We start from the raw sequence: 20631 nt of genomic DNA on the forward strand, positions 1-20631 counted from the left end.
GCACGTAGACCGGCGCGAATTTTTTAGGGAAGAATAGGCGCACTATGAGGCGGTCGTTACTATCACTGCTTGCTCTTTTACTGCCGCTGAGCGTTCTCGCTCAAAGCGCTCCCAGCGCGGCAACTCTCCTCAAAGGCTTCCAATTTCGAGAAATGGGTCCATCCGTCACCGGTGGACGCATTATCGACATTGAAGTCCACCCAAGCCAACCGAATACGATCTATGTAGGTGCTGCAACCGGCGGCGTGTGGAAATCCACAAACAATGGCGTGTCCTGGACCTGCATTTATCAGTACGAGAAGACGATTTCGATGGGGGATATGGCAATTGCGCCAAGCAACCCAAACATCATTTGGCTCGGCACGGGTGAAAACAACAGCCAGCGAAGCGCTCACTACGGCGACGGCGTGTGGAAGTCCACAGATGCGGGAAAAACCTGGACAAATATGGGCCTTGCCGACTCGATGAGAGTTGGTCGAGTCGCTATCGACCCCAAAAACCCCGATATCGTGTATGTCGCCGCGATGGGCTACCTATACAAACCCGGAGGCGGCAAGGGCCTTTTCAAGACGACCGACGGTGGCAAAACCTGGAATCGAATCTTGCAAGGCGAAAACGACACCTGCGCGATGATCGACGTCGTCATTGACCCCAAAAACCCCAACTTGCTTTTTGCATGTTCGATGGATCGCCTTCGACGCCCCTGGAACATCCGCGACAGCGGACCCGGCTCTGCGATCTATAAGTCCACCGATGCGGGCAAAAATTGGACAAAGATCTCTGGCGCAAACGGATTGCCCGGAGGCAATCTTGGACGGATCGGCATGGCTTTCTACGAGAAGGACCCCAAGATCGTCTACAGCGTTATCGACAACAATAACCCCGGCAAGTCCGTCGAAGTCTATCGCAGCGATGACTCCGGCAAGACCTGGAATCTGGCCAGTACCCAACGACTCGGCGGTGGCTCCTACTACGGCAAAATCTTTGTCGATCCCAATACCGCCGACACGGTTTACGTTATCGACGTTCAGCTGCGCAAATCCACAGACGGAGGCAAGACATACCGCACGATGGAACGCGGCAAGCACGTCGACAACCACGCAATCTGGATCGACCCACGTGACTCCGAACACGTCCTTTGCGGCAACGACGGAGGCTTCTATTCCAGCTACGACGGCGGAGAAAACTGGCATTTCCACGACAACCTTCCGCTCGCCCAGTTCTACGCGATCGGCGCTGACATGGCCGTCCCCTACAACGTGATGGGTGGCCTCCAAGACAACGGCGCTTGGCGCGCCCCTTCGCGGTCCCGACGACCATCCGGTATTAACAACTCCGATTGGTTTAACATCGTCGGCGGCGACGGTTTCTACTCCGTCCCTGACCCCGAAGACCCCAACACAATCTACGTGTCATCGCAGTTTGGCGGCATCACACGCTTCGACGCCGTAACCCGAAACGGACGCTCGATCCGCCCGCGCGAACAAGGGCTCCGCTTCAACTGGATGACCCCATTCTTGACCTCACCCCATAGCTCAAAGACGATCCTCGTCGGCGCGCAAAAGGTGTTCAAGTCGCTCAACCGTGGCGATGGCTGGACCGCCATCAGCCCAGACCTAACAACAAACAACCCCGACAAGATCAGAGGCAACGTCCCCCACTGCACCATCACCACCCTCGACGAATCGCCCAAGAAGGCAGGTGTCATCTGGGCAGGGACCGATGATGGCAACGTTTGGGTCACCCAAGACGACGGGGCGAACTGGACACAGGTCAACGCCAATATGCCGGGCGCACCCAAAGAATGGTGGATCAGCCGCGTTCACGCCTCACCCCACGACGTGGCGACTGCGTTTGTGACCATCACCGGATTCCGCGAAGATGAGTTCACCCCGCTGATCTACAAGACCACCGACTACGGCAAGACCTGGAACTCAATCGCAAGCAACCTCCCGAACGAGCAGCTTTGTGTGGTCAAGCAGGACATCCTGAACCCCGACCTCCTGTTCGTCGGAACAGAGCAAAGCTGCCAAGTCAGTCTCGACGGCGGCAAAAGCTGGAACAAACTGGGCAACGGCCTCCCGTCCGCGCCCGTTCAAGACCTGCTTGTCCACCCAAGAGATGGCGACCTGGTTGTCGGAACTCACGGACGCGGCATCTTCGTGATGGACGTCAATCCACTCCGGCAGCTCTCCGCCGACGTGATGGGCAAACCGTTCCACTTGTTCAAGCCAGCCGCCGCGCTTGCTTTCGTGAACGAGTCGAACATGTTCGATGCCTTCCAAGGCTCCTCACGATACACCTCGCCGAACCCGCCATTCGGGGCGCAGATCTACTTCTTCCTCGCCGCAGATGCAAAGGAAGTAAAGATCGAAATCCTCAGCGTGGACGGAAAGGTGATCTCGGAACCGCGAGTGCCAAGCTCAGCCCTCACAGCTGGACTCAACTCCGTCACCTGGAACCTGCGCGGAAGCGGTGGGATGGCCCAAGCTGGCTCCTATGCCGTGCGGATCACCGTTGACGGACAGACTCAAACTCAGGTGCTCGACGTGAAGGACTGGATTCGAGCCTAACCGACAGCAACGAAGCAAAAGAGCTCCCTGGCCTAAGCCAGGGAGCTCTTTTCATAGCCCATTAACCCCATGCCGGGTTAACCATCATCTGGTACACCCTAAGTGATGGAAGAGCGCCGGCAAAAAGTCGTAATTGTTGGAGGTGGGTTTGCCGGAATCGCAGCAGCGAAGGCCCTAAAAAAGGCCAATGCCGATATCACCCTCATCGACCGTACCAACCACCACGTCTTCCAACCTCTTCTCTATCAAGTCGCGACCGCCGGACTCAGCCCAGCGGACATTGCCGCGCCAATAAGAAACATCCTTCGCGGGCAGTCGAACACAACGGTCTTGATGGACACTGTTACCGACGTTGATCTTGAAAAGCGCGAGGTTGTTACCGCCAGTCGAAGAGTGCCGTACGATCACTTGATCCTCGCGACCGGAGCCAAGCACAGCTACTTTGGGCATGACGACTGGGAGCCATACGCGCCAGGCTTGAAGACCCTTGACGACGCTCTTCGCATCCGCAAAGAAGTCCTGCTTGCCTTCGAGCGTGCCGAGATGACGAGCGACCCCGAGGAGCGCTTACGCCAATTGACGTTTGTGATCATCGGCGGTGGACCGACGGGTGTGGAGCTTGCCGGAGCCATCACCGAGATCGCCACCAGAACTCTTGCCTCTGAATTCCAAAACTTTCACCCCGAGGATGCCAAAGTCATCCTTGTTGAGGCAGGTCCGCGACTGCTCGGCGCGTTCTCAGAGGAATCTTCAGCCCGAGCCAAATCCAGTTTGGAGAAGCTTGGCGTGGACGTCCGTCTGAACTGCCGCGTCGAATCGGTCAAAGACCACATCGTGGAAACGAGCGGCGGCCCCATCGGCGCTTGTACGGCAATCTGGGCTGCCGGGGTGCAAGCATCGCCCGTGGCTCAATGGCTAAAGGTTGAGGGGGATCGGGTTGGGCGTGTTGTCGTCGGCTCTGACTTGACGGTTGCTGGATTAGAAAACGTGTTCGTGCTTGGCGATGTCGCCATCGTGAAGGACACGAAGGGTGGGATCGTGCCAGGAATGTGCCCGGCAGCGATGCAGCAGGGTCGTTATGCGGGCAAAAAGGTCTTGGCAAAGCTTGGGCAGCGGGGTGACCCGGGCGACTTCCGTTACATCGACAAGGGGATCATGGCGACAATCGGGCGCAAACTTGCCGTTGCGGAGGTTGGGGGCCGGAAGTTCGGTGGTTTTCTGGCGTGGTTTTTGTGGTTGGCGATCCACATTTGGTATTTGATCGACTTTGAAAACAAACTGCTGGTGATGATCCAATGGGCGTGGTCGTACATCACCTTCCGGCGTGGCGCCCGACTCATCACCCGCATCGAATAGAATCCCCTCCCCTCCATTTGAGGAACGATAAATGGAGGGGAGGTCCCGGGAGGGCAACGCCCGTCGTTACCAAACTAGCTAAACGGGAGGGCAACGCTCTGTCGTTGCCGCGCAATCAATAACACAGAGAACAGGCTTTGCGCCTTAGCGCCTTTCCGAGAAATAAGAACTACAGGACTGGAGGGCATCGCTCCGTCGATGCCGCGTAACTTCAACGGGAGGGCAACGCTCAGTCGTTGCCGAAAAGTCTTACCTAGTGCCTGCCCTTCGCAGGTTATCAAGGATTGCGTGGAGTTGACGTACTCGCTCCGGTTCTTCGAGGAAGAGATCCAGGTTAAGGCGACGTCCCAAAGCATCTATTGGCTCTTTTCCGACTAGCGCGATTCCTCGCCAGCGAAAGCGAATCTCCTCCCACTTGGATTGCCACAGGATTGACTGGCCTTTTCGCATAACGACTCCTTGTTTATCGGCAACAAGGGTAATTCCTTTGGTGAGCTTCACCCACAAGCAGTTACTAGCAAAACCAAGTCCGAGGGCAAAAGCGAAGACTGAAACTAACTCACGCACGCCGCCCGATATGATGTCGAAACTGTCCACAAAAAAGCCTATACACATTCCTACAAGCAAGCCCAATGCTACTGTGCCAAGAGTCAGCATGAGCGCATACTGCCTCCCCGCTCGGATCTCGAACGGTTCGAAGTCGGCTGGAAGAGACGGATTGGTGTGCTCACTCACTATTAAGTGATACGTGACCGAGTTAAACGAGGGTTCATCCCTTACTCCGCGACCTTACGTGCCTTGCTCTTTTTCGCAGGGAGATTCGGATACACAGCCGACGACCAAGTAATGCTCTTCCCCTCCGGCGATTGCTTCTCCTTCAGGAATTCGCCCACCCGCTCCAGCATCTCCGTAAACTCCTCAAAGTCATCATTGTTCAATCGCACGATCGCCCGCAGTACATGCATTGAGTTCCGAATCTCTGGATCGCTAGCGGAGGCGATGGAAGCGCGTTCGTACTGCCGAGCGGTCAACCTCAGCCCGCCCACAACCATCTCCCTCACCACATCATCCGTATCCGGACTCGGCTCAGGCAATTGGACGGGACCATGAACCGCCGAATAAACCGCCTCTGGCCTCCTTCCCGAAGGCCGCTTTTCAACCTCGGCGATCAATCCACACTTGACCAGCGACCGGGCATGATAATGAACCAACTCCACCGACCGACCGAGAGATGCCGCCACGTCCGCTACGCTTGCGGGCTGGATCGCTCGAAGTCTTTGATACACTTCGTTACGAGCGGGCGTAGCCAAGCATCGAACCTGCTCAGCGGTCAGGACATGGGACTTTTGAGAATATGCGCGCATAATTAAATATAATGGAACTTCTTTAATTATTGGACGCGTTCCCTTAAACATTCGTTGCGAGAAGAATAGAAAATGAATCGAAGGAGACTTTTTAACCACATTTTTGCCGTCGCCCTCGGAGCCTCACTGATCCTCGGTGTCTGCGTAGCAAATCAAAGCGCGGCGGTCAAGAACTACGTTGAGCCCTTTATCAACGCTCTCAACGCCAAAGACCCTGCCAAACTGGTCGACTATCTTAAAGAGAACTTTGGCGGTTCAGCCCCTCCAGATGCGATGGCAAATCGACTCAAGCCGCTCATCGAAAACGGTGCTCCGTTCAAGTTCCTGAAGCTGGGCTACACGAATCGCACACTGCAAAGGGGCCTGATCGAGGACAAAGGCGGCGAGCAGATCACGTTGACCCTCATGCTCAGCAGAAGCAATCCACCCAAGATCATCGGAATCCTCCTCGATGGACCCGAGTCGCTCGACGAGCCCCCCGCCAAAGATTACACAGGTTGGAAGGACCTCCAAATCTTAGTCGCCGACATCCGCAAGGACACCAACTCGCCAGCAATGGCGGTCTGCGTCTGGCAGGACGGCAAGCCGATGGAGGTAGCCGTCGACGGAGTGCGTGCAATGGGCAAGGAAGAAAAGGTCACTCCCGAGGAGGTCTGGCATATCGGATCTATCGGAAAATCGATCACATCAACCCTCGTCGCAAAGCTGATCGAAATGGGCAAGTTGCGATGGGATATGACACTTAAAGAGGCTCTTCCCGGCGTCGAGATGAAGCCGGAATATGAGGGTGTAAAGCTGTTTGACATCATGCGCCACCGTGGTGGACTTCCGCAAGACATGGGCTTCAATCGCGCCCAAGTAGAAAAGATTGTCGGCACGGCAAAAGAGCCGATGGCTATCCGTGCTAACTACGCGAAAGACGTTCTATCTCGCGAGCCGATCGGCAAGCCAAACGAGAAGTTTGCTTACTCCAATGCTGGCTATATGCTGCTCGGGCACATTGCCGAGCGCACGATGAATAAGCCTTTCGAGCAGCTTGTCAAAGAGCTTGTATTTGTACCTCTGGGGATGAACTCGGCAACCTGTTCAAACACCCTCCCCGATGTCCACCCGAGCGGACACGTGATGGGTCAGACCGGACTCCGACCGTATTCGCTAGATGGCGAGATTGGCGCGATGATGCGGCCTGCGGGAGACATGTCCAGCACAGTGCAAGACTTAGCCAAGTTTGCGAAGATGCACATGGACGGCATCAACGGGGTGGATGGATACCTGAAGTCGGCGACCATCAAGAAACTGCACGAAGCGGTACCCGAGCGGCCCGGCGATTCTGGCGGCTATGCTTGCGGTTGGTCGGTCGGGCGTCTTATGGGCACCGCCATAAGGCACGGACATAACGGCTCAAACGGCACTTTCAGAGCAGAGCTCGCCATCTTTCCTAAGGAAAAACTGATCGTCGCCGCGATTGTCAACCGAGGTGGAGAGACCGACCCCTCACCGCCGCTGCAGGCTGTCGAAGCGATTGCCCGGCGCTACGCACCGGATTCCAAATGAGATTGTATGGCATCGTCCGTCGATGCCATACAATCCCCCCGCTACGTCATTTCCTTTTAATTCACTGGGTGGATAACGTTCCGTCGTTGCCGCGCAAACAAAGACACGGAGAACAACACAAGCCCTGTGGACAGGCTTTGCGCTTTTACGAGCAACACTCCCACCGCAATCCAAAATCTAAAATCCAAAAGCCTTGGCGTCTTTGCGAGAAATAATAACTACAGGACGGGAGGGCAACGCTCCGTCGTTGCCGAGCAAACAATAACACAGAGAACTGGCTCCGTGCCTTAGCTCTTCAAAGCTTCAGCGCCACCGACGACCTCAAGGATCTCCGTGGTAATCGTGGCCTGACGCACGCGGTTCGCCGTCAGTGTTAGGTTCTGAATCATCTTGCCCGCGTTTTCGGTAGCGTTTGTCATCGCCGTCATCTGCGCAGCAAATCCGCTCGCTGTTGACTCCAACAGCGCCTGCAGCACAAGCGTCTGGAAGTAACGCGGCAAAAGCGTCTGCAGAAGCTCCTCAGCATTCGGCTCAAACTCAAAAACGCTGCTTTCGCCGTGCCCCTCTTCCGACTCTGGCGGCTCAATCGGCAATAGCTGCACAATGGTCGGCACCTGCCGAATCGCCGAATAAAACTTGCTGTAGCAAACGTATATCTTTCCGACTTCCCCACTCGCCCAAAGCTCGGCAGCCTTCTGAGCTACCGCCATTCCGTCGGCAAGCCCAGCGCCCGCGCTTGGAACCGTGTGGTGATATGCAACTTCATAGCCGCGTTTGCTCAAGAAGAGCATGCCCTTCTTGCCAACGGTAATCAACTTACCCTTGCCTGGTGTAGCTCGGAGAAAATCCCAAGCTTTACGAATCAAGTTCGTATTGTAAGACCCGCAAAGTCCCCGCTCGCCCGAAACGACGATAACGGCATAGTCTTCGGTGTTTCTTTTCTCAAGCAGAGGGTGTTCCGGCAACTCGCCCGCACTCGAAAGAGACGACATGAACTCTTGCAGCTTATCGCTGTAAGGCCGTGCTGCAATAGCTCTCTCGGTAGCTTTCTTAAAGCGCGCAGTGGCAACCAGCTTCATCGCACGAGTGATCTGCTGGATGCTCTTCGCTGCTTTAATGCGTTGTCGAATCTGCTTAAGGGTTGCCATAATTTCTACGTTGTAATGATTGTAATGAGTAAAGGGTAAGGAGAAAAGATCGCTTGAGTTTCTCTATGCTGCCCTTACGATCCTTACCCCTTACAACCCTTACAACTCTACTTAAAATTTGCAGTGAACTCGCTGTACGCCTTCTTCAGCGTCTCTTCGACTTCGCTCGACATCGCTTTGCTTGTTCGAATCGACTCAATCGCCTCCGGATACTTATCCTTGACGAAAGCAAGAATGCCTTCCGAGAATTCGCCAACCCTGTCGTTGGGGATTTCATCAAGGTAGCCCGTCGTACCACCGAAGATCAAAACGACCTGGTCGTTAACATCCATTGGCGACTGAAGGTTCTGCTTGAGCAGTTCGGTAAGGCGTTGACCTCGGATGAGCTGCATCTGCGTGGCCTTATCAAGGTCGCTCGCAAACTGGCTAAAGGCCTGAACTTCGCGGAAGTTCGCCATCTCCAGCTTCAACCGACCCGCAACCTGCTTCATCGCCTTGATCTGAGCATTACCACCAACGCGGCTAACCGAGATACCGACGTTAATCGCAGGGCGAACACCCGCAAAGAACAGGTCGGGCTCAAGGTAGATCTGGCCGTCGGTAATCGAGATAACGTTCGTGGGAATGTACGCCGAAACGTCGCCCTGCTGAGTTTCGATGATCGGCAAAGCCGTCAATGATCCGCCACCAAGCTCGTCGTTGAGCTTCGCGGCACGCTCAAGCAAGCGGCTGTGAAGGTAGAAAACGTCTCCCGGATAAGCTTCACGGCCCGGAGGTCTTCGCAGAAGGAGCGAAACCGCGCGATAAGCCTGCGCGTGCTTGGAAAGATCGTCGTAAATCGCAAGTGCGTGCATCCCGTTGTCACGGAAGTACTCGCCAATCGCAGCTCCCGCAAACGGCGCCAGATACTGCATCGCGTTCGGGTCAGAGGCAGAAGCAACCACGATGGTCGTGTACTGCATCGCGTTGGCATTCTCAAGCGTCGCCACAACACGGGCAACCGAGGCCATCTTCTGTCCGATGGCAACATAAATCGAATAAACGCGGTCCTTCTCGGCACAGGTCTCGTTAATCACGGCCTGGTTGATGATCGTGTCGATACAGATCGCCGTCTTACCGGTTTGGCGGTCGCCGATGATCAACTCGCGCTGTCCGCGACCGATGGGGATCATCGCGTCAATGGCCTTGATTCCGGTCTGAAGCGGCTCGGTAACCGGCTGTCGTTCGACAACGCCGGGAGCGATCACTTCAAGTCGGCGGGTTTCGTCGCTAACGATCGGACCCTTGCCATCCAGCGGCTGGCCAAGAATGTTGACCACGCGCCCAAGCACTCCACGTCCAACCGGAAGCTCGATAATGCGTCCAGTCTCCTTGACGGGGTCCCCTTCCTTGATCTCCTTGTCCTCGCCGATCAAGACCGCGCCGATGGAGTCCTCTTCGAGGTTGAGGGCAAGGCCCATAACGCCACCGGGGAACTCAAGCAGTTCGCCGACCTGACAGTCGGGGAGACCGTAGACACGAGCGATGGAGTCGCCCACTTGGATGACGGTTCCAACGTGCTCGACGCCCGGCTTTCGCTCGAACTTCTGCAGTTCCTGTTCGATGATCGATGTGATTTCTTCTGGTCGAATGGCCATTTCTCTTAGTTCACCAAAGTCGTCACGCTTGCTTCAGCAAGTCGCGCTTGAGCGATTCGCGAAGGCGGTTTAACCCACCCCGAACCGACCCGTCCAAAACGTAGTTGTCGTAGCTGACCCGGATTCCACCGATCAGCGCTTTGTCGACGTCGAAGGTTGCCTCCACCGTTTTGCCAGTCTGGCTGGCAAGCTGGTCGATGAGGCGCTTTTGTTGATCCGCCGTAAGAGCTTCTGCCGAGGTAACGTTTGTATACATCACCTTGCCCTGCTCACGACGAATCCGAACGAACTCATCGCGCAATGCAGCGAGTTCGGCTTCGCGTCGCTTCTGAACAAGGATTCGCAAAGCCTGCATCGTGAGCGCCGTCACCCGATCCGAAAACGCCTTCTCAAGGACCTGAAGCTTCTGCCCTCGGTCAAAAGTCGGCGAAAGAACCAAGCTGCGGAAACGCTGATCGTTCTCCATCATGCCGACAACACCATTCAGATCGTCTTCGACGGCCTGAATGGTGTTATCCTGCTTTGCAACGGAGTACAACGCTTCTGCGTAACGGCGGGCGACACGAACGTCCATCTTAGCGGCTTACCTCCACTTTCTCGATGAACTCCTCCACGAGCTTCCGATTCTTCTCACTGTCGACGTTTTCGCCGAGCAGCTTCTCCGTCGCGCCGAGAGTCAGGTTGACGACGTGGAGCTGAAGCTCCCGGATCGCCTTATCCCTTTCTCGCGCCACTTCATCGGTCGCGGAGCGCTTCATCTCTTCGATCTGCGAAGAAGCTTCTGCACGAAGCTGAGTCGCAAGGTCTTGAGCCCGCTTCACTTCAGCCTGAATCTGTTCGCGAGCGGCAGCCTCCGTCTCGACAATCCTGTTCTCATATTCCGACTTCATCGTCGACATTTCGACGCGAAGCTGTTCGGCTTCCGAGAAGGTCTTCTCAAGCTCCGCCGTGCGGCCTTCGATCGCTTCCTTGAGGGGAACGATATAGAAGGTTCGAACGACTGGGAACAGGAACAACAGAACGCCGATTGCCGAAACGGTTTTGCCCGGATCGATATCGATGCCCTGATGTTTCAGAGTATCCAGAAAGTCAGGATGCCAGTTCTTCGAGACCCAGAAGCCACCAACCGCAAGAGCGGCACCAACGATGATGCCGATCCAGGTGGATGCTGCTGAAGACTTATTCGTATTCGCCATGTTGAATTTCAGGGGTCACGACGACGCCGTTTGGGAGATCCCAAACAGCGCCATATCAAATTGAATCTACCTGGGCATTGCGCCGGGAACGACGAAGACCGTAAGTAGGAAAACGAGCTCGACGAATGCGAAAGCGATGAGCATCACCGTCTGAAGCTTACCGATAGCTTCCGGCTGTCGGGACATGCCCTGAAGCGCCGAATAACCGATAAGACCAAGACCGAGTGCGACGCCAAGTGCGGCGATGCCGATACCGAGTGCCAGAACGTTGCCAGTCATTTTAAGTTAGTATCCTCCAGTTGCGCTGCGGACCGTCCTGGACCGCAGAAATCGTATTAGTGGGCGTGAGCCATCTCCCCGTGCCCTTCGTCGTGTCCGCCGTGCTCCTCTTCATGGTGTGTCACCAAGGAGATGTAAACGCAGGTCAGCAAGGTGAAAATGAGCGCCTGCACAATGCACGTCAGAAACTTGATCGGAAGCAAGAAGAAGCCAAGCGGAACATAAATCGGCGCGCCGATTTCGTTCAACTTGACAACCGCTTCGTGACCGCCGTGAATGTTTCCGAAGAGTCGCAGCGAGAGCGACACATTCTTCATCACTTCGGAGATGATTTCGATAACGAAAATCATCAGCGTAATCGGGATCAAAGCGAGGCCCAGCTTCGGACCGGCGAAGTGACCAAAGTGGCCAAACACACCGTTTGCCTTCATGCCTTCCCACTGCACATAGCCCACACAAACCAACGCCAGCGCAATGTTAAAGCTGAGGTCGCCGCTCGGGGCTGCCGGGAAGAAGAGCGAAACCATGTTCGAGACGAACACGACCAGCCAGATGGTCATCATCATCGGGATGTATCGGCGGCCGTGGCCGCCAATGATGCCCACCGTCATATTTTCGATGAAAAGGTAAAGCTGTTCGTAGAGCTGCGCAATGGGGTTCTTGATAACCTTAGCGTTGAGCCCAGACTTCGACATTGCCATCGAACCGAAGATCACGGCAAGAACAATGAGGAGATAAATGAAGAGGCCCGCATAGCTCATAGCGTGGCTTGTTTCACCACCCTCGCTAGCAACCAAATGCATTCCTATCTGTTGAAAATCGCCCATACGAAGATATGGGCCTTAGCGCCGAGCCAAGGCCCATCCGACCAGCGCGAAGTATACCATCCCAAGTCCGATCAGAAAGCAAGGCATGGCGGGACCTCCGACACGCTGCATAGCGAGCCCGAGACCGATCAAAATCGGCAGCTTTAGCAGAAAGACGAAGATCGTAACGAAGGTGGCAACGCGTGGTTGCGGGTTGTCTGCAGCGATTTCTCCTATGTAAATACAAATACGCCAAAGGGCCCACAAATTGAACGATGTGCCGACAATTCCTGCCCCCATCCCCACTCCGCCTTGCCACCCAGCAAAGACCCACGAACCACCGATGGCGATGAGAGAAAGCGTAATCAGCCACAGAGGCGAAAAGATGCGAGGCACAGCCGCAGGAGTGTCCGTCATGGCTTGTTCTGCTCGCGGTTCATCAACATCACGGCAAGGATCACACCCAGAACCGCGCCCCCCAACATGAAGAATGCCTTGAAGGCGTTGCTGTCGGTCTGTACGTCGATCAGCCAGCCGATACCAAGCCCCGCCATAGGCGTTCCCAAAATGAGATAGGCCAAGCCAAGCCCTGTGCCGAGACCCTTCGCCGATTCACGATCCGACCGTATCTGGCGCTCAGCGTCAGGGCTCTTCAGTCCAGTCCCACGCCTCGTGCGCGCGATGCGTGCGCGCTCCTCTATGCTTGCAAGCTTTTCGTGAAACTCCGAATCGAAGTCAGGTGCCGTACGGTCAACTTTGACCTCTTCCGCAATCGACTGAAGCGCGTCAATGCCCTCTTGATGATGCTCTAGGAACGCTTCAAGCTTTGCCTCGGTCTCTAGCTTTTCGGCAATCTCGATAACGCGATCTTCATCCTCATCCGAAAGAGGCATCCCTGCTGCCGCCTCTTGCAGCTTCTGCTCAAGCTCAGCGATTTCAGCATCCAGGTCTTCCTCCGGTACGTCTTTACGCGGATTGTCGTCGTCCGGCATACTCGTAAAGGTACCGCATCGCCATGGCTACAACTTCAAGCGGATCCGGATTCAAATCGCTCGATTCCGAGGTGCAATTCCTCAAAGGGGTCGGGCCAAAGAACGCTGTGACTTTGGCGAAGCTCGGCATCAAGACCGTCGGCGACATGCTCTTCTACCTTCCCCGACGGTACGAGGACCGCACCACGCTCCCCCCGATGACCCACCTCAAACCGGGCCAGTTTGCGACGGTGCGGGGCAGAATCGCTGGCTTTGACGCCCGCACCGTTCGCGGGGGCAAGGTCATCATCAAGGTCTCCCTCACCGACGGAATGGGCGCGATCTCCCTCGTCTGGTTCAACCAGCCCTGGGTTGCCCGCAAGCTCAAAAGCTACAGCGGAGATTTGATCGCCTACGGACAGGTGAAGGAAGCGGGCTGGTCCTACGAGATGCACAGCCCCGAATACGAGCTGCTCGACGAAGAGGACGACGGCGAGACCTTCGCCCAGATCGTGCCCGTCTATCCGCTCTCAGAAGGGGTGAATCAATGGCTCGTCCGCAAGGCCGCCGCCTCCGCAATCGCCGGATATGTCCAACTTGTCCAAGACCCCTTGCCCGAATCCATCCGCCGCGAGCAGAAGCTGCGTCCTCTCGGGTGGTGTTTGCGGCAACTCCACCACCCAGAGTCAGAAAACGACCGCCTCGAAGCCCGAAAGCGGCTAGTTTTCGAGGATTTCTTCTACATGCAGGTCGCCATGGCGATGCGAAGGCAAGAGACCTTGCAAGAGCCAGGGATTGCCTTTCCTATCTCCGAAATCCGGGGTTCGGGCGCAGGGTCGGGCACCCTCTTCGGCGCATCCACAGAAGGGACTGTTTGGGATGAAGTCCATCAGATGCTTCCCTTCCAACTCACCAACGCCCAGACTCGCGTCATCGGTGAGATTTGGCGTGACATGGAAGCCCCCCACCCCATGAACCGGCTTGTCCAGGGCGACGTCGGCTCGGGCAAAACCGCCGTCGCTGCCAGCGCCATCCTCGCCGCCGTGAGATGCGGCTACCAAGCTGCGATGATGGCCCCGACCGAAATCCTCGCCGAGCAACATTACGTGAGCCTGAGAGAACTCTTTGACCCGCTCGGTATTGAGGTGACTCTGCTCGTCGGAAAGCTCACTGCCACCCAAAAGAAAAAAGCGGCGGCAGCAACGAAGAACGGCATCGCCCGCATCGCCGTCGGAACCCATGCCCTCATCCAAGAAGGTGTTGAGTTCGAGAAACTTGGGCTGATCGTGGTGGACGAGCAGCACCGGTTCGGAGTCCTCCAACGTGCAGCTTTGCGCGGGAAAGGCTACGGAAATCCAGATGTCCTGGTGATGACAGCAACACCCATTCCCCGCACACTCACCATGACGATCTACGGCGACCTCAGCCTGTCCGTGATTGACGAGATGCCCCCCGGCCGCAAGCCGATCAAGACACACTGGAAGTTCTCGCATCAGCGCGAATCTGTATACGATTCGGTAAGAAAGCTCATCGCCGACGGAAGACAGGCTTACTTCGTCTGCCCGATGGTCTCCGAAAACGAAAAGCTCGTAGCCCAAGCCGCCGAAGACCTCCACTATCGACTCACCCACGAGGTCTACCCCGACCTTCGAGTTGGCCTGCTTCACGGACAGTTGAAGGCAAAGGAAAAAGAGACGGTCATGGAGTCCTTCCGCAAGCACGAGCTGGACATCCTCGTGAGCACAACCGTGATCGAAGTCGGCGTCGACGTCGCGAACGCCTCAGTTATGGTCATCGAAGATGCCAACCGGTTTGGGCTAAGCCAATTGCACCAGTTGCGAGGGCGTGTAGGGCGTGGCGAGCATCAGAGCTACTGTATCCTCATCGCCGATGCCAAGACTGAAGATGCAAGAGCACGGCTCGATGTCATGGTCGCCACTAGCGACGGATTCAAGATTGCCGAGGAAGACCTCCGCCTGCGAGGCCCAGGCGAAGTCGCCGGAACCCGACAAAGCGGAAACCTGGACTTCAAAGTCGCCGACCTGATCCAAGATTCCAAAATGCTCGAAGTAGCCCGACAGGCGGCGATCGACCTCCTCAGCCGAGATCAAACGCTCGCCCATCCCGACCACCAAACCATCAAGCTAAAGGCTCAGAACCATCGCTCCGATCTGGCTGTTATCGTCGTGAGCTAACTCGCACATTTGTCGGGTTTCGCCAACGAAGTATCAGCGCCGAGACACAAACACCCGATATTCATCATAGTGGTGCGCCCGCAGGAGATCTATCAGCGGATTCTTGACGGAATGGCCAACGAAGCGGCGATTCCTCAATTGCCTACGTCTTGCCTTCAGGTCCTCAAGCTCATCGGCATCGAAGAGCCCAACCTTACCGACATCCACCATGCCATCCTTGCCAGCCCCGCGCTCACCACTTCCGTGCTGCGAATGGCCTCCAGCGCCTTCTATAACCGTCAATCCAGGGCAGTTTCAGACGTCCGCACAGCCATTCAGATTCTTGGCCTCAAAACCCTGCGCTCCATCACATTCGCGGTGATGGTCCAAAGCACATTCTCAAACTCGGCCCGACACTCAGGGCTTAATGTGCACCGATTTGTCAGACACTCGATGTTTGTTGGCCTCCTTGCCAGCTCACTCTTCCAAGTTCACCGGACGCCAGAAACCAGTCGAGACGAATCCGAGCCGGACGAACTCTTCGCTGCTGGAGTCCTCCACGACGTGGGTATCGGGATTCTGTCCGTCATCGAACCAGGCGTATTTCGCCCGCTTGCCCAGTTCGCCGAGCAACGCGAACTCACATTCTCAGAGGCGTTCGCCTCCGCATTCGGCAGCCCCACTGTTGAGCTCACCACGATCGCGCTCAAAACTTGGGGAATAAGCGACCGGCTTGTCAATGTAGTCTCTTCAGCATTCAGTGACACATCCACACCAAGAAATCTTTCTGCCTCTTGCCTTCGCTATGCGGACTACCTGCTCGAATCGCAAGGTTTAGGATTGTTGTCCCAGCGAGCAGCTCCCGCTTGCCCAGAAGACGTCATCGCCTCCGCAGGCATCTCCGAAGAGGAGGGCCGCTCCGCTGTCCACGCCCTCTCCGAAACCTGTGACCTTTGGATGGCTGGCAGTGGTTCTACGCCCCTCTAAGCAACAACAAAATGTCATTTCGACGGCATTTTTCCACATGTCCGAATTTCGGACTGAGGAGTCCCTTAAGCAATGCCATTCATTACTTTGGGGGAACCCTTGAAACAAGCTTTTCTTGCCAAACTTAAACACGCTATCGCCCTAGAAACTGCTGTGCCCCATATGGCAGAAGCAGCCGTCGAACTCAAGCGAGTTATCGAGAAAGAAGACGAGCCGTCTACGGCGACTCTCTACAAGATCATTGCTGGCAGTCCCGCGCTGACCGCGATGGTGTTGAGATCGGCGTCAAGCGCATCGTCAGGCGCCACAGACCGAGTCACGGACGTCCGTCGCGCGATCCTTGTTCTTGGAAAGCGATCACTGCTCGCCATTGCCATCGCATCGATCGTACAAGCAATCATCTCCGAGCGAGCAAAGAAAGCCCTTCTTGACCCTCAACAGTTCGTCCTCCACAGCACCTTTGTCGGCGTCATGGCGAGGTTCTTGTTCGAGCTGCAAGTGCGTGAGCATGGCCACAAAAGCGAGTTCCTAGCCGATGAAGTTTTTGCCGCGGGCATCCTGCACGATGTCGGTATTGGCCTGTTCGCCGTAACCGAGCCAATGCAATTCCGCAAGATGGTCGAATCCTCTCGCCTTCACGTCTTAACGGTCTCAGACGAATACTTGCGCACCTACGACGAAAGCTCGTACGAACTGACCACAAGCGCCCTGAAAGCCTGGGATCTCTCTCCCGAGATGAGAAAACTCGTCGGTGCAATGACCGACCCAGAAAGCCATCCGACAGAATCTCGAACCGCCGCCTGCTTGGTATACGCAGACTACATAGCCGAAACATTTGGATTTGGATTGACAAAAAACCTGGCGACAACAGAGTGCCCTGCGTTCGTCCAAGATGCCGTCGGAATGTCGTCTGATGAAGAGCTTGAAGTGACGGACCTGATTGGAGAAGTCGCCTTGGGATGCCTCCCCAAGAAAAATGCAGCCTAAGACATTGCCTATTTCTCACACTTAGAATAGAGGCTTGTATACGATCAATTACAGGCTATCACCTAAAGAGTGCATCGTTATCTGCCGCAAATATAAGTTGAGGCGTTACGTGCACAAAGCATTTCTTACAAAACTTAAAAACGAAATCTCGGTAGAGAATGCGGTACCGCACATGGCGGAGGCCTCCGTCGAGCTGCGTCGTGTGCTGGAAGGCCCCGTCGAGCCTGAAACATCCAATCTGCACCGGATCATCACCAGCAGCCCTGCGCTCACGGCAATGGTTTTGCGCTCTGCGTCAAGCGCTGCATATGGATCGTCAGAACGAGTTACCGACGTCCGCCGCGCAATCCTCGTTCTTGGCAAACGCTCCCTAACCGCGATCGCGATCGCCTCCATCGTCCAAGCCGTGATCTCAGAGCGCGTAAAAGCCGCCCTGCTCGATCCTCGACAGTTTGTACTCCACAGCACATTCGTCGGCGTTATGGCGCGCTTCCTCTTCGAAACCCAAGTGCGCGAGCACGGACACAAGAGTGAATTCTTGCCTGACGAAATCTTCGCAGCAGGCATCCTCCACGACGTTGGCCTCGGACTCTTCGCTGTGACCGAGCCCATGCAGTTTCGCAAGATGGTCGAGTCCTCCCGCCTTCACTTGCTCACGGTTTCCGACGAATTCCTGCGCACCTACGACGAGTGCTCTTACGAACTGACCGCCGGGGCCCTGCGATCGTGGAATCTCTCCCCGAAGTTGCTGGACGTTGTAAGCTCCATGTCAGCCCCCGAAGATCATCCCACCGAATCCAAAACGGTAGCTTGCCTTGTCTATGCCGAGTACCTTGCCGAAACGTTCGGCTACGGACTCACCAGGAATCTCGCCACAACCGAGTGCCCAGATTTTGTCCAATCAGCAATCGGACTCTCGCCCGAAGAGGAGCTCGAGACGATAGAGCTGATCGGGGACATCGCTTGGGATTGCCTGCCGCAAAAGTCGGCGGCCTAAACGCGCATCCGACTGTTCACAACGCGACGTGTCCACGCCTCAGCCAAGCTCTTCGCCGCCCCTTCCCACTCGGGGTAGTCAAACGTGAATCCCGATTCCAGCAATCTTGTCGGAACAACGCGCCTGCTCTTGAGGATCAGCTCAGTCTCCGTCCTCATAACGAGCGCGCCGAGCTCCAGCATCCAACTCATCGTAGGAAGTCCAACCCTCACTCTCAACACCTGACGAAGAATCCGGTTGAACTCCTTATTTGGCACTGGATTCGGAGAAGAGATGTTTATCGCCCCATCGATGTTTTCATGCTCGATGATCCAGTCGAGCGCGCGCACGAAGTCCTGTTCATGAACCCACGAAACGTACTGCTCCCCCGACCCTGAAGTGCCAAACAACCCCTTCTTGGCAAGCCGTGCCATCGTGTCGAAAACGCTCCCATCCTCCACGCTCATCGTCATCGCCGACCGTAGCGCGACCTTGCGCGTGCTCGGAGTGTCGGCTTCGTCAAGTTCGCGCTCCCAGGCCTTGGCGATCTCGATGCTCACGTTCCACTTGTACGGCGCTCCTGGTTCATCTCCCCCAAGAATGCCGGTGTATTCATCGTTGGGAGCGTCGAGCCGGTGAGCATAGATTGTCGCGGTGCTCGCTTGAAACCAAAGCTTGGGCGGGTGCTTTGCTTGAGCAATCGCTTGCCCGACAACCCGTGTGGAATCCACCCTCGAATCCATCATCTGCTTGAGGTTAGCCTCGGTGTAGCGGCAGTTGACCGACCGTCCCGCCAGGTTGAGGATGACGTCGGCGTTTTCAAACTCCTCAGTCCAAGGACCAAGGGTCTTGCCGTCCCAGGCAACGGCCCTCACTTCCCCTGCCGAAGAGGAGCGCGAAAGCACGACAATCTCATGGCCCTGCTTCTGCCAGTAACGGGCAAGCATCTGCCCAACGTGGCCCGACCCTCCGGGGATAACGATTTTCATTCTATGACTGCCTCTAAAACTGGGTGACGTTACGTGGGTGGAGCAAGTGGTTCGAGGTCAAGCAAGAAGCTTGGTTTCCCCGCATTCATGTCCGAAAGAGTGTATCTCTGGATGACACCACAGGAAGCAACAACAAGACATCCTTCGCTATCCCAGTCCGCCTGATTCACCTCCGGGCCAAGCAACCCCTCGCAACCCTCCAATTGATAACTGTAGTACAAAGAGCAGTTCTTATTATCTGTTGTGTATTGACGAATCAGATTGGGATGATTCGGTGATGGTTTCTTCTCCCACCCTTGGTGGTTGACCTGCTGCCATCTGCTGACCCGTTCTGGTTTGATGCTGCCTGGCATCTCTGGAATGGGACGCTCAATCCAGCCGCCACTCAAAGCATCTGTGTTGTCATCTCCAACCGCGATAATTATGAAGGGCAACTGATCAGCTGTATTCATTTCAAAGCCTTCATCATTAGATGAATAGTGTGTTACCAACGTGGTGGAGTCTTGCCAGCCCCCATAGCCAAAGTTCGTCCCGCTTTCTTTCCAATGACATAAAGTCTGCAACCAGGGCGGTTTGCAGATTCCAGTCCACGTGTCCCCTGTTGCGCCCATCGCAGAGTACAGCAAGAATTTGCCATCCGGCGAGAGGGCGCAATGCTCGGCGAATAACCTGCCATGAAACCACGATCCGTGCTCGATCTCGCCAGTCTCTGTGTGCCAAAGCATTACGTGAAAGTGCTTGCTTGGCTTAAGGCGAAGAATCACAACAAGAGGTTTGTCTCTAGCTGCAATCAACCATATTCGTGCGTGAGGATTAGGAGACATTTTCACTCCGCCTTGATCATAGACAAAAAAGCCATCGTTTCCGATGGCTCTCCGGTTTTCCATGCTGCAACCCTTCCAAGGGTTGAGGCTAATTCGCACTACCCCTTCTTCTTCAACTTCGACGCAAACTTCGCCCGGAACTTCTTCACCTTCGGCTCAATGATCGCACGGCAATAGCCACCATTCATCCGCGCGCGCTCTTCATCGCTCGCGTTCTCATACTTGTTAAAGTAGTCCTGGTGATACTCCTCCGCCCGGATGTAATTCTTGAGCGGCTCAAGCACCGTCACAATCTTGTTCGGCCAAATCTTCTCTTTGGCAATCTCGTCAATCACCTGCTGCCCCAACTTCTTCTCCTCATCGTTGGAATAGAAGATCACCGACCGGTACTGCGGACCCGAGTCTGGCCCCTGTCGGTTCAACGTGGTGGGGTCGTGGACGGTCATAAACACGGTCAAGAGATCATGGGCCGTGATCACTTTCGGGTTATAAAAAATCTTAATCGTTTCGGCGTGTCCGCTCGTGCCGGAGCTGACATCGGCATAGGTCGCTTGCGCAGACTTGCCCCCCGCATAGCCACTCTCAACGGTGTACACACCTTCAAGCTCTTCAAACAGTGTCTCAATACACCAGAAGCAGCCGCCTCCGAGAACAATCTCTTTTGCATCCTTGGGAATAGTCACTTGCGCCGGTATTTTGCCAGAAAGCGGTTTGCGATCGCCGCCCTGCCGAACACTAAAGACCGCAAGCCCAATGACCGCTGCCGAGACCAAAACAAAAAGCATTCCCATTTTTGCCATGCCATTCACA

The 20631-nt window shown here is 55.6% G+C and carries 20 protein-coding genes; 7 read left to right on the forward strand and 13 right to left on the reverse strand.

Annotation, left to right across the window (positions count from 1 at the left end):
* Positions 1 to 44 precede the first annotated feature (44 nt).
* Positions 45 to 2573 carry a T9SS type A sorting domain-containing protein gene (locus KF784_00630; protein ID MBX3117541.1) on the forward strand — a complete coding sequence of 843 codons (2529 nt, stop codon included), beginning with the start codon at positions 45 to 47 and terminating at the stop codon, positions 2571 to 2573.
* A gap of 105 nt (positions 2574 to 2678) precedes the next feature.
* Positions 2679 to 3929 (forward strand): NAD(P)/FAD-dependent oxidoreductase, encoded by a 1251-nt coding sequence (locus KF784_00635; protein MBX3117542.1) that lies wholly within the window; start codon positions 2679 to 2681, stop codon positions 3927 to 3929.
* A 249-nt stretch (positions 3930 to 4178) separates the two neighbouring features.
* Here the strand turns inward: KF784_00635 and KF784_00640 are convergent, their stop codons facing one another.
* Positions 4179 to 4586, reverse strand: a complete 408-nt coding sequence (locus tag KF784_00640) for a hypothetical protein (protein MBX3117543.1) — start codon at positions 4584 to 4586, stop codon at positions 4179 to 4181.
* A gap of 119 nt (positions 4587 to 4705) precedes the next feature.
* Positions 4706 to 5293 carry a helix-turn-helix transcriptional regulator gene (locus KF784_00645; GenBank protein MBX3117544.1) on the reverse strand — a complete coding sequence of 196 codons (588 nt, stop codon included), beginning with the start codon at positions 5291 to 5293 and terminating at the stop codon, positions 4706 to 4708.
* 72 nt (positions 5294 to 5365) lie between these two features.
* Here KF784_00645 and KF784_00650 point away from each other — a divergent pair, with 72 nt between their 5' ends.
* Positions 5366 to 6847 (forward strand): beta-lactamase family protein, encoded by a 1482-nt coding sequence (locus KF784_00650; protein ID MBX3117545.1) that lies wholly within the window; start codon positions 5366 to 5368, stop codon positions 6845 to 6847.
* A gap of 287 nt (positions 6848 to 7134) precedes the next feature.
* On the opposite strand, the gene atpG is transcribed toward KF784_00650, so the two are convergent.
* The 8 genes from atpG to KF784_00690 form a co-directional block, all read right to left on the reverse strand.
* On the reverse strand, positions 7135 to 7995 hold the full coding sequence (atpG, locus tag KF784_00655; GenBank protein MBX3117546.1) for an ATP synthase F1 subunit gamma: 861 nt from the start codon (positions 7993 to 7995) through the stop codon (positions 7135 to 7137).
* A gap of 107 nt (positions 7996 to 8102) precedes the next feature.
* On the reverse strand, positions 8103 to 9632 hold the full coding sequence (gene atpA, locus KF784_00660) for a F0F1 ATP synthase subunit alpha (protein MBX3117547.1): 1530 nt from the start codon (positions 9630 to 9632) through the stop codon (positions 8103 to 8105).
* Between the two features lie 22 nt (positions 9633 to 9654).
* Entirely contained in the window at positions 9655 to 10206 is a 552-nt protein-coding gene (gene atpH, locus KF784_00665) for an ATP synthase F1 subunit delta (protein MBX3117548.1), read from the reverse strand.
* Position 10207: 1 nt separating this feature from the next.
* Positions 10208 to 10828 carry a F0F1 ATP synthase subunit B gene (gene atpF, locus KF784_00670; protein ID MBX3117549.1) on the reverse strand — a complete coding sequence of 207 codons (621 nt, stop codon included), beginning with the start codon at positions 10826 to 10828 and terminating at the stop codon, positions 10208 to 10210.
* Positions 10829 to 10894: 66 nt separating this feature from the next.
* Positions 10895 to 11107 carry an ATP synthase F0 subunit C gene (locus KF784_00675; protein ID MBX3117550.1) on the reverse strand — a complete coding sequence of 71 codons (213 nt, stop codon included), beginning with the start codon at positions 11105 to 11107 and terminating at the stop codon, positions 10895 to 10897.
* A gap of 56 nt (positions 11108 to 11163) precedes the next feature.
* Positions 11164 to 11868, reverse strand: a complete 705-nt coding sequence (locus tag KF784_00680) for a F0F1 ATP synthase subunit A (GenBank protein ID MBX3117551.1) — start codon at positions 11866 to 11868, stop codon at positions 11164 to 11166.
* A gap of 81 nt (positions 11869 to 11949) precedes the next feature.
* Complete coding sequence (locus KF784_00685; GenBank protein MBX3117552.1) at positions 11950 to 12330, reverse strand: hypothetical protein; 381 nt, start codon at positions 12328 to 12330, stop codon at positions 11950 to 11952.
* Positions 12327 to 12905 (reverse strand): hypothetical protein, encoded by a 579-nt coding sequence (locus KF784_00690; GenBank protein ID MBX3117553.1) that lies wholly within the window; start codon positions 12903 to 12905, stop codon positions 12327 to 12329. Before KF784_00690 ends, KF784_00685 begins: the two co-directional genes overlap by 4 nt.
* Before the next feature lie 23 nt (positions 12906 to 12928).
* Between KF784_00690 and recG the strand changes: the two genes are divergently transcribed.
* The 4 genes from recG to KF784_00710 all read left to right on the forward strand — a co-directional run bounded on the left by recG (position 12929) and on the right by KF784_00710 (position 18029).
* Complete coding sequence (gene recG / locus KF784_00695) at positions 12929 to 15079, forward strand: ATP-dependent DNA helicase RecG (protein ID MBX3117554.1); 2151 nt, start codon at positions 12929 to 12931, stop codon at positions 15077 to 15079.
* 69 nt (positions 15080 to 15148) lie between these two features.
* Positions 15149 to 16045, forward strand: a complete 897-nt coding sequence (locus KF784_00700; GenBank protein ID MBX3117555.1) for an HDOD domain-containing protein — start codon at positions 15149 to 15151, stop codon at positions 16043 to 16045.
* Between the two features lie 72 nt (positions 16046 to 16117).
* The gene (locus tag KF784_00705; protein MBX3117556.1) at positions 16118 to 17032 is read left to right on the forward strand and encodes an HDOD domain-containing protein; all 915 of its coding nucleotides are present in this window, start codon (positions 16118 to 16120) and stop codon (positions 17030 to 17032) included.
* Positions 17033 to 17204: 172 nt separating this feature from the next.
* Positions 17205 to 18029, forward strand: coding sequence for an HDOD domain-containing protein (locus KF784_00710; protein ID MBX3117557.1), 825 nt, complete (start codon positions 17205 to 17207; stop codon positions 18027 to 18029).
* On the opposite strand, the gene KF784_00715 is transcribed toward KF784_00710, so the two are convergent.
* The 3 genes from KF784_00715 to msrA are packed head-to-tail and all read right to left on the reverse strand — an operon-like array spanning position 18026 to position 20621.
* A complete protein-coding gene (locus KF784_00715; GenBank protein ID MBX3117558.1) occupies positions 18026 to 18997 on the reverse strand; it encodes a TIGR01777 family oxidoreductase in 972 nt (323 codons plus the stop codon). The two genes, KF784_00710 and KF784_00715, sit on opposite strands and share 4 nt — an antisense overlap.
* A gap of 29 nt (positions 18998 to 19026) precedes the next feature.
* Positions 19027 to 19884, reverse strand: a complete 858-nt coding sequence (locus KF784_00720; GenBank protein ID MBX3117559.1) for a hypothetical protein — start codon at positions 19882 to 19884, stop codon at positions 19027 to 19029.
* Between the two features lie 35 nt (positions 19885 to 19919).
* Positions 19920 to 20621, reverse strand: a complete 702-nt coding sequence (gene msrA, locus KF784_00725) for a peptide-methionine (S)-S-oxide reductase MsrA (protein ID MBX3117560.1) — start codon at positions 20619 to 20621, stop codon at positions 19920 to 19922.
* Positions 20622 to 20631 lie beyond the last annotated feature (10 nt).

The organism is Fimbriimonadaceae bacterium (assembly GCA_019638775.1).
Classification (GTDB): domain Bacteria; phylum Armatimonadota; class Fimbriimonadia; order Fimbriimonadales; family Fimbriimonadaceae; genus JAHBTD01.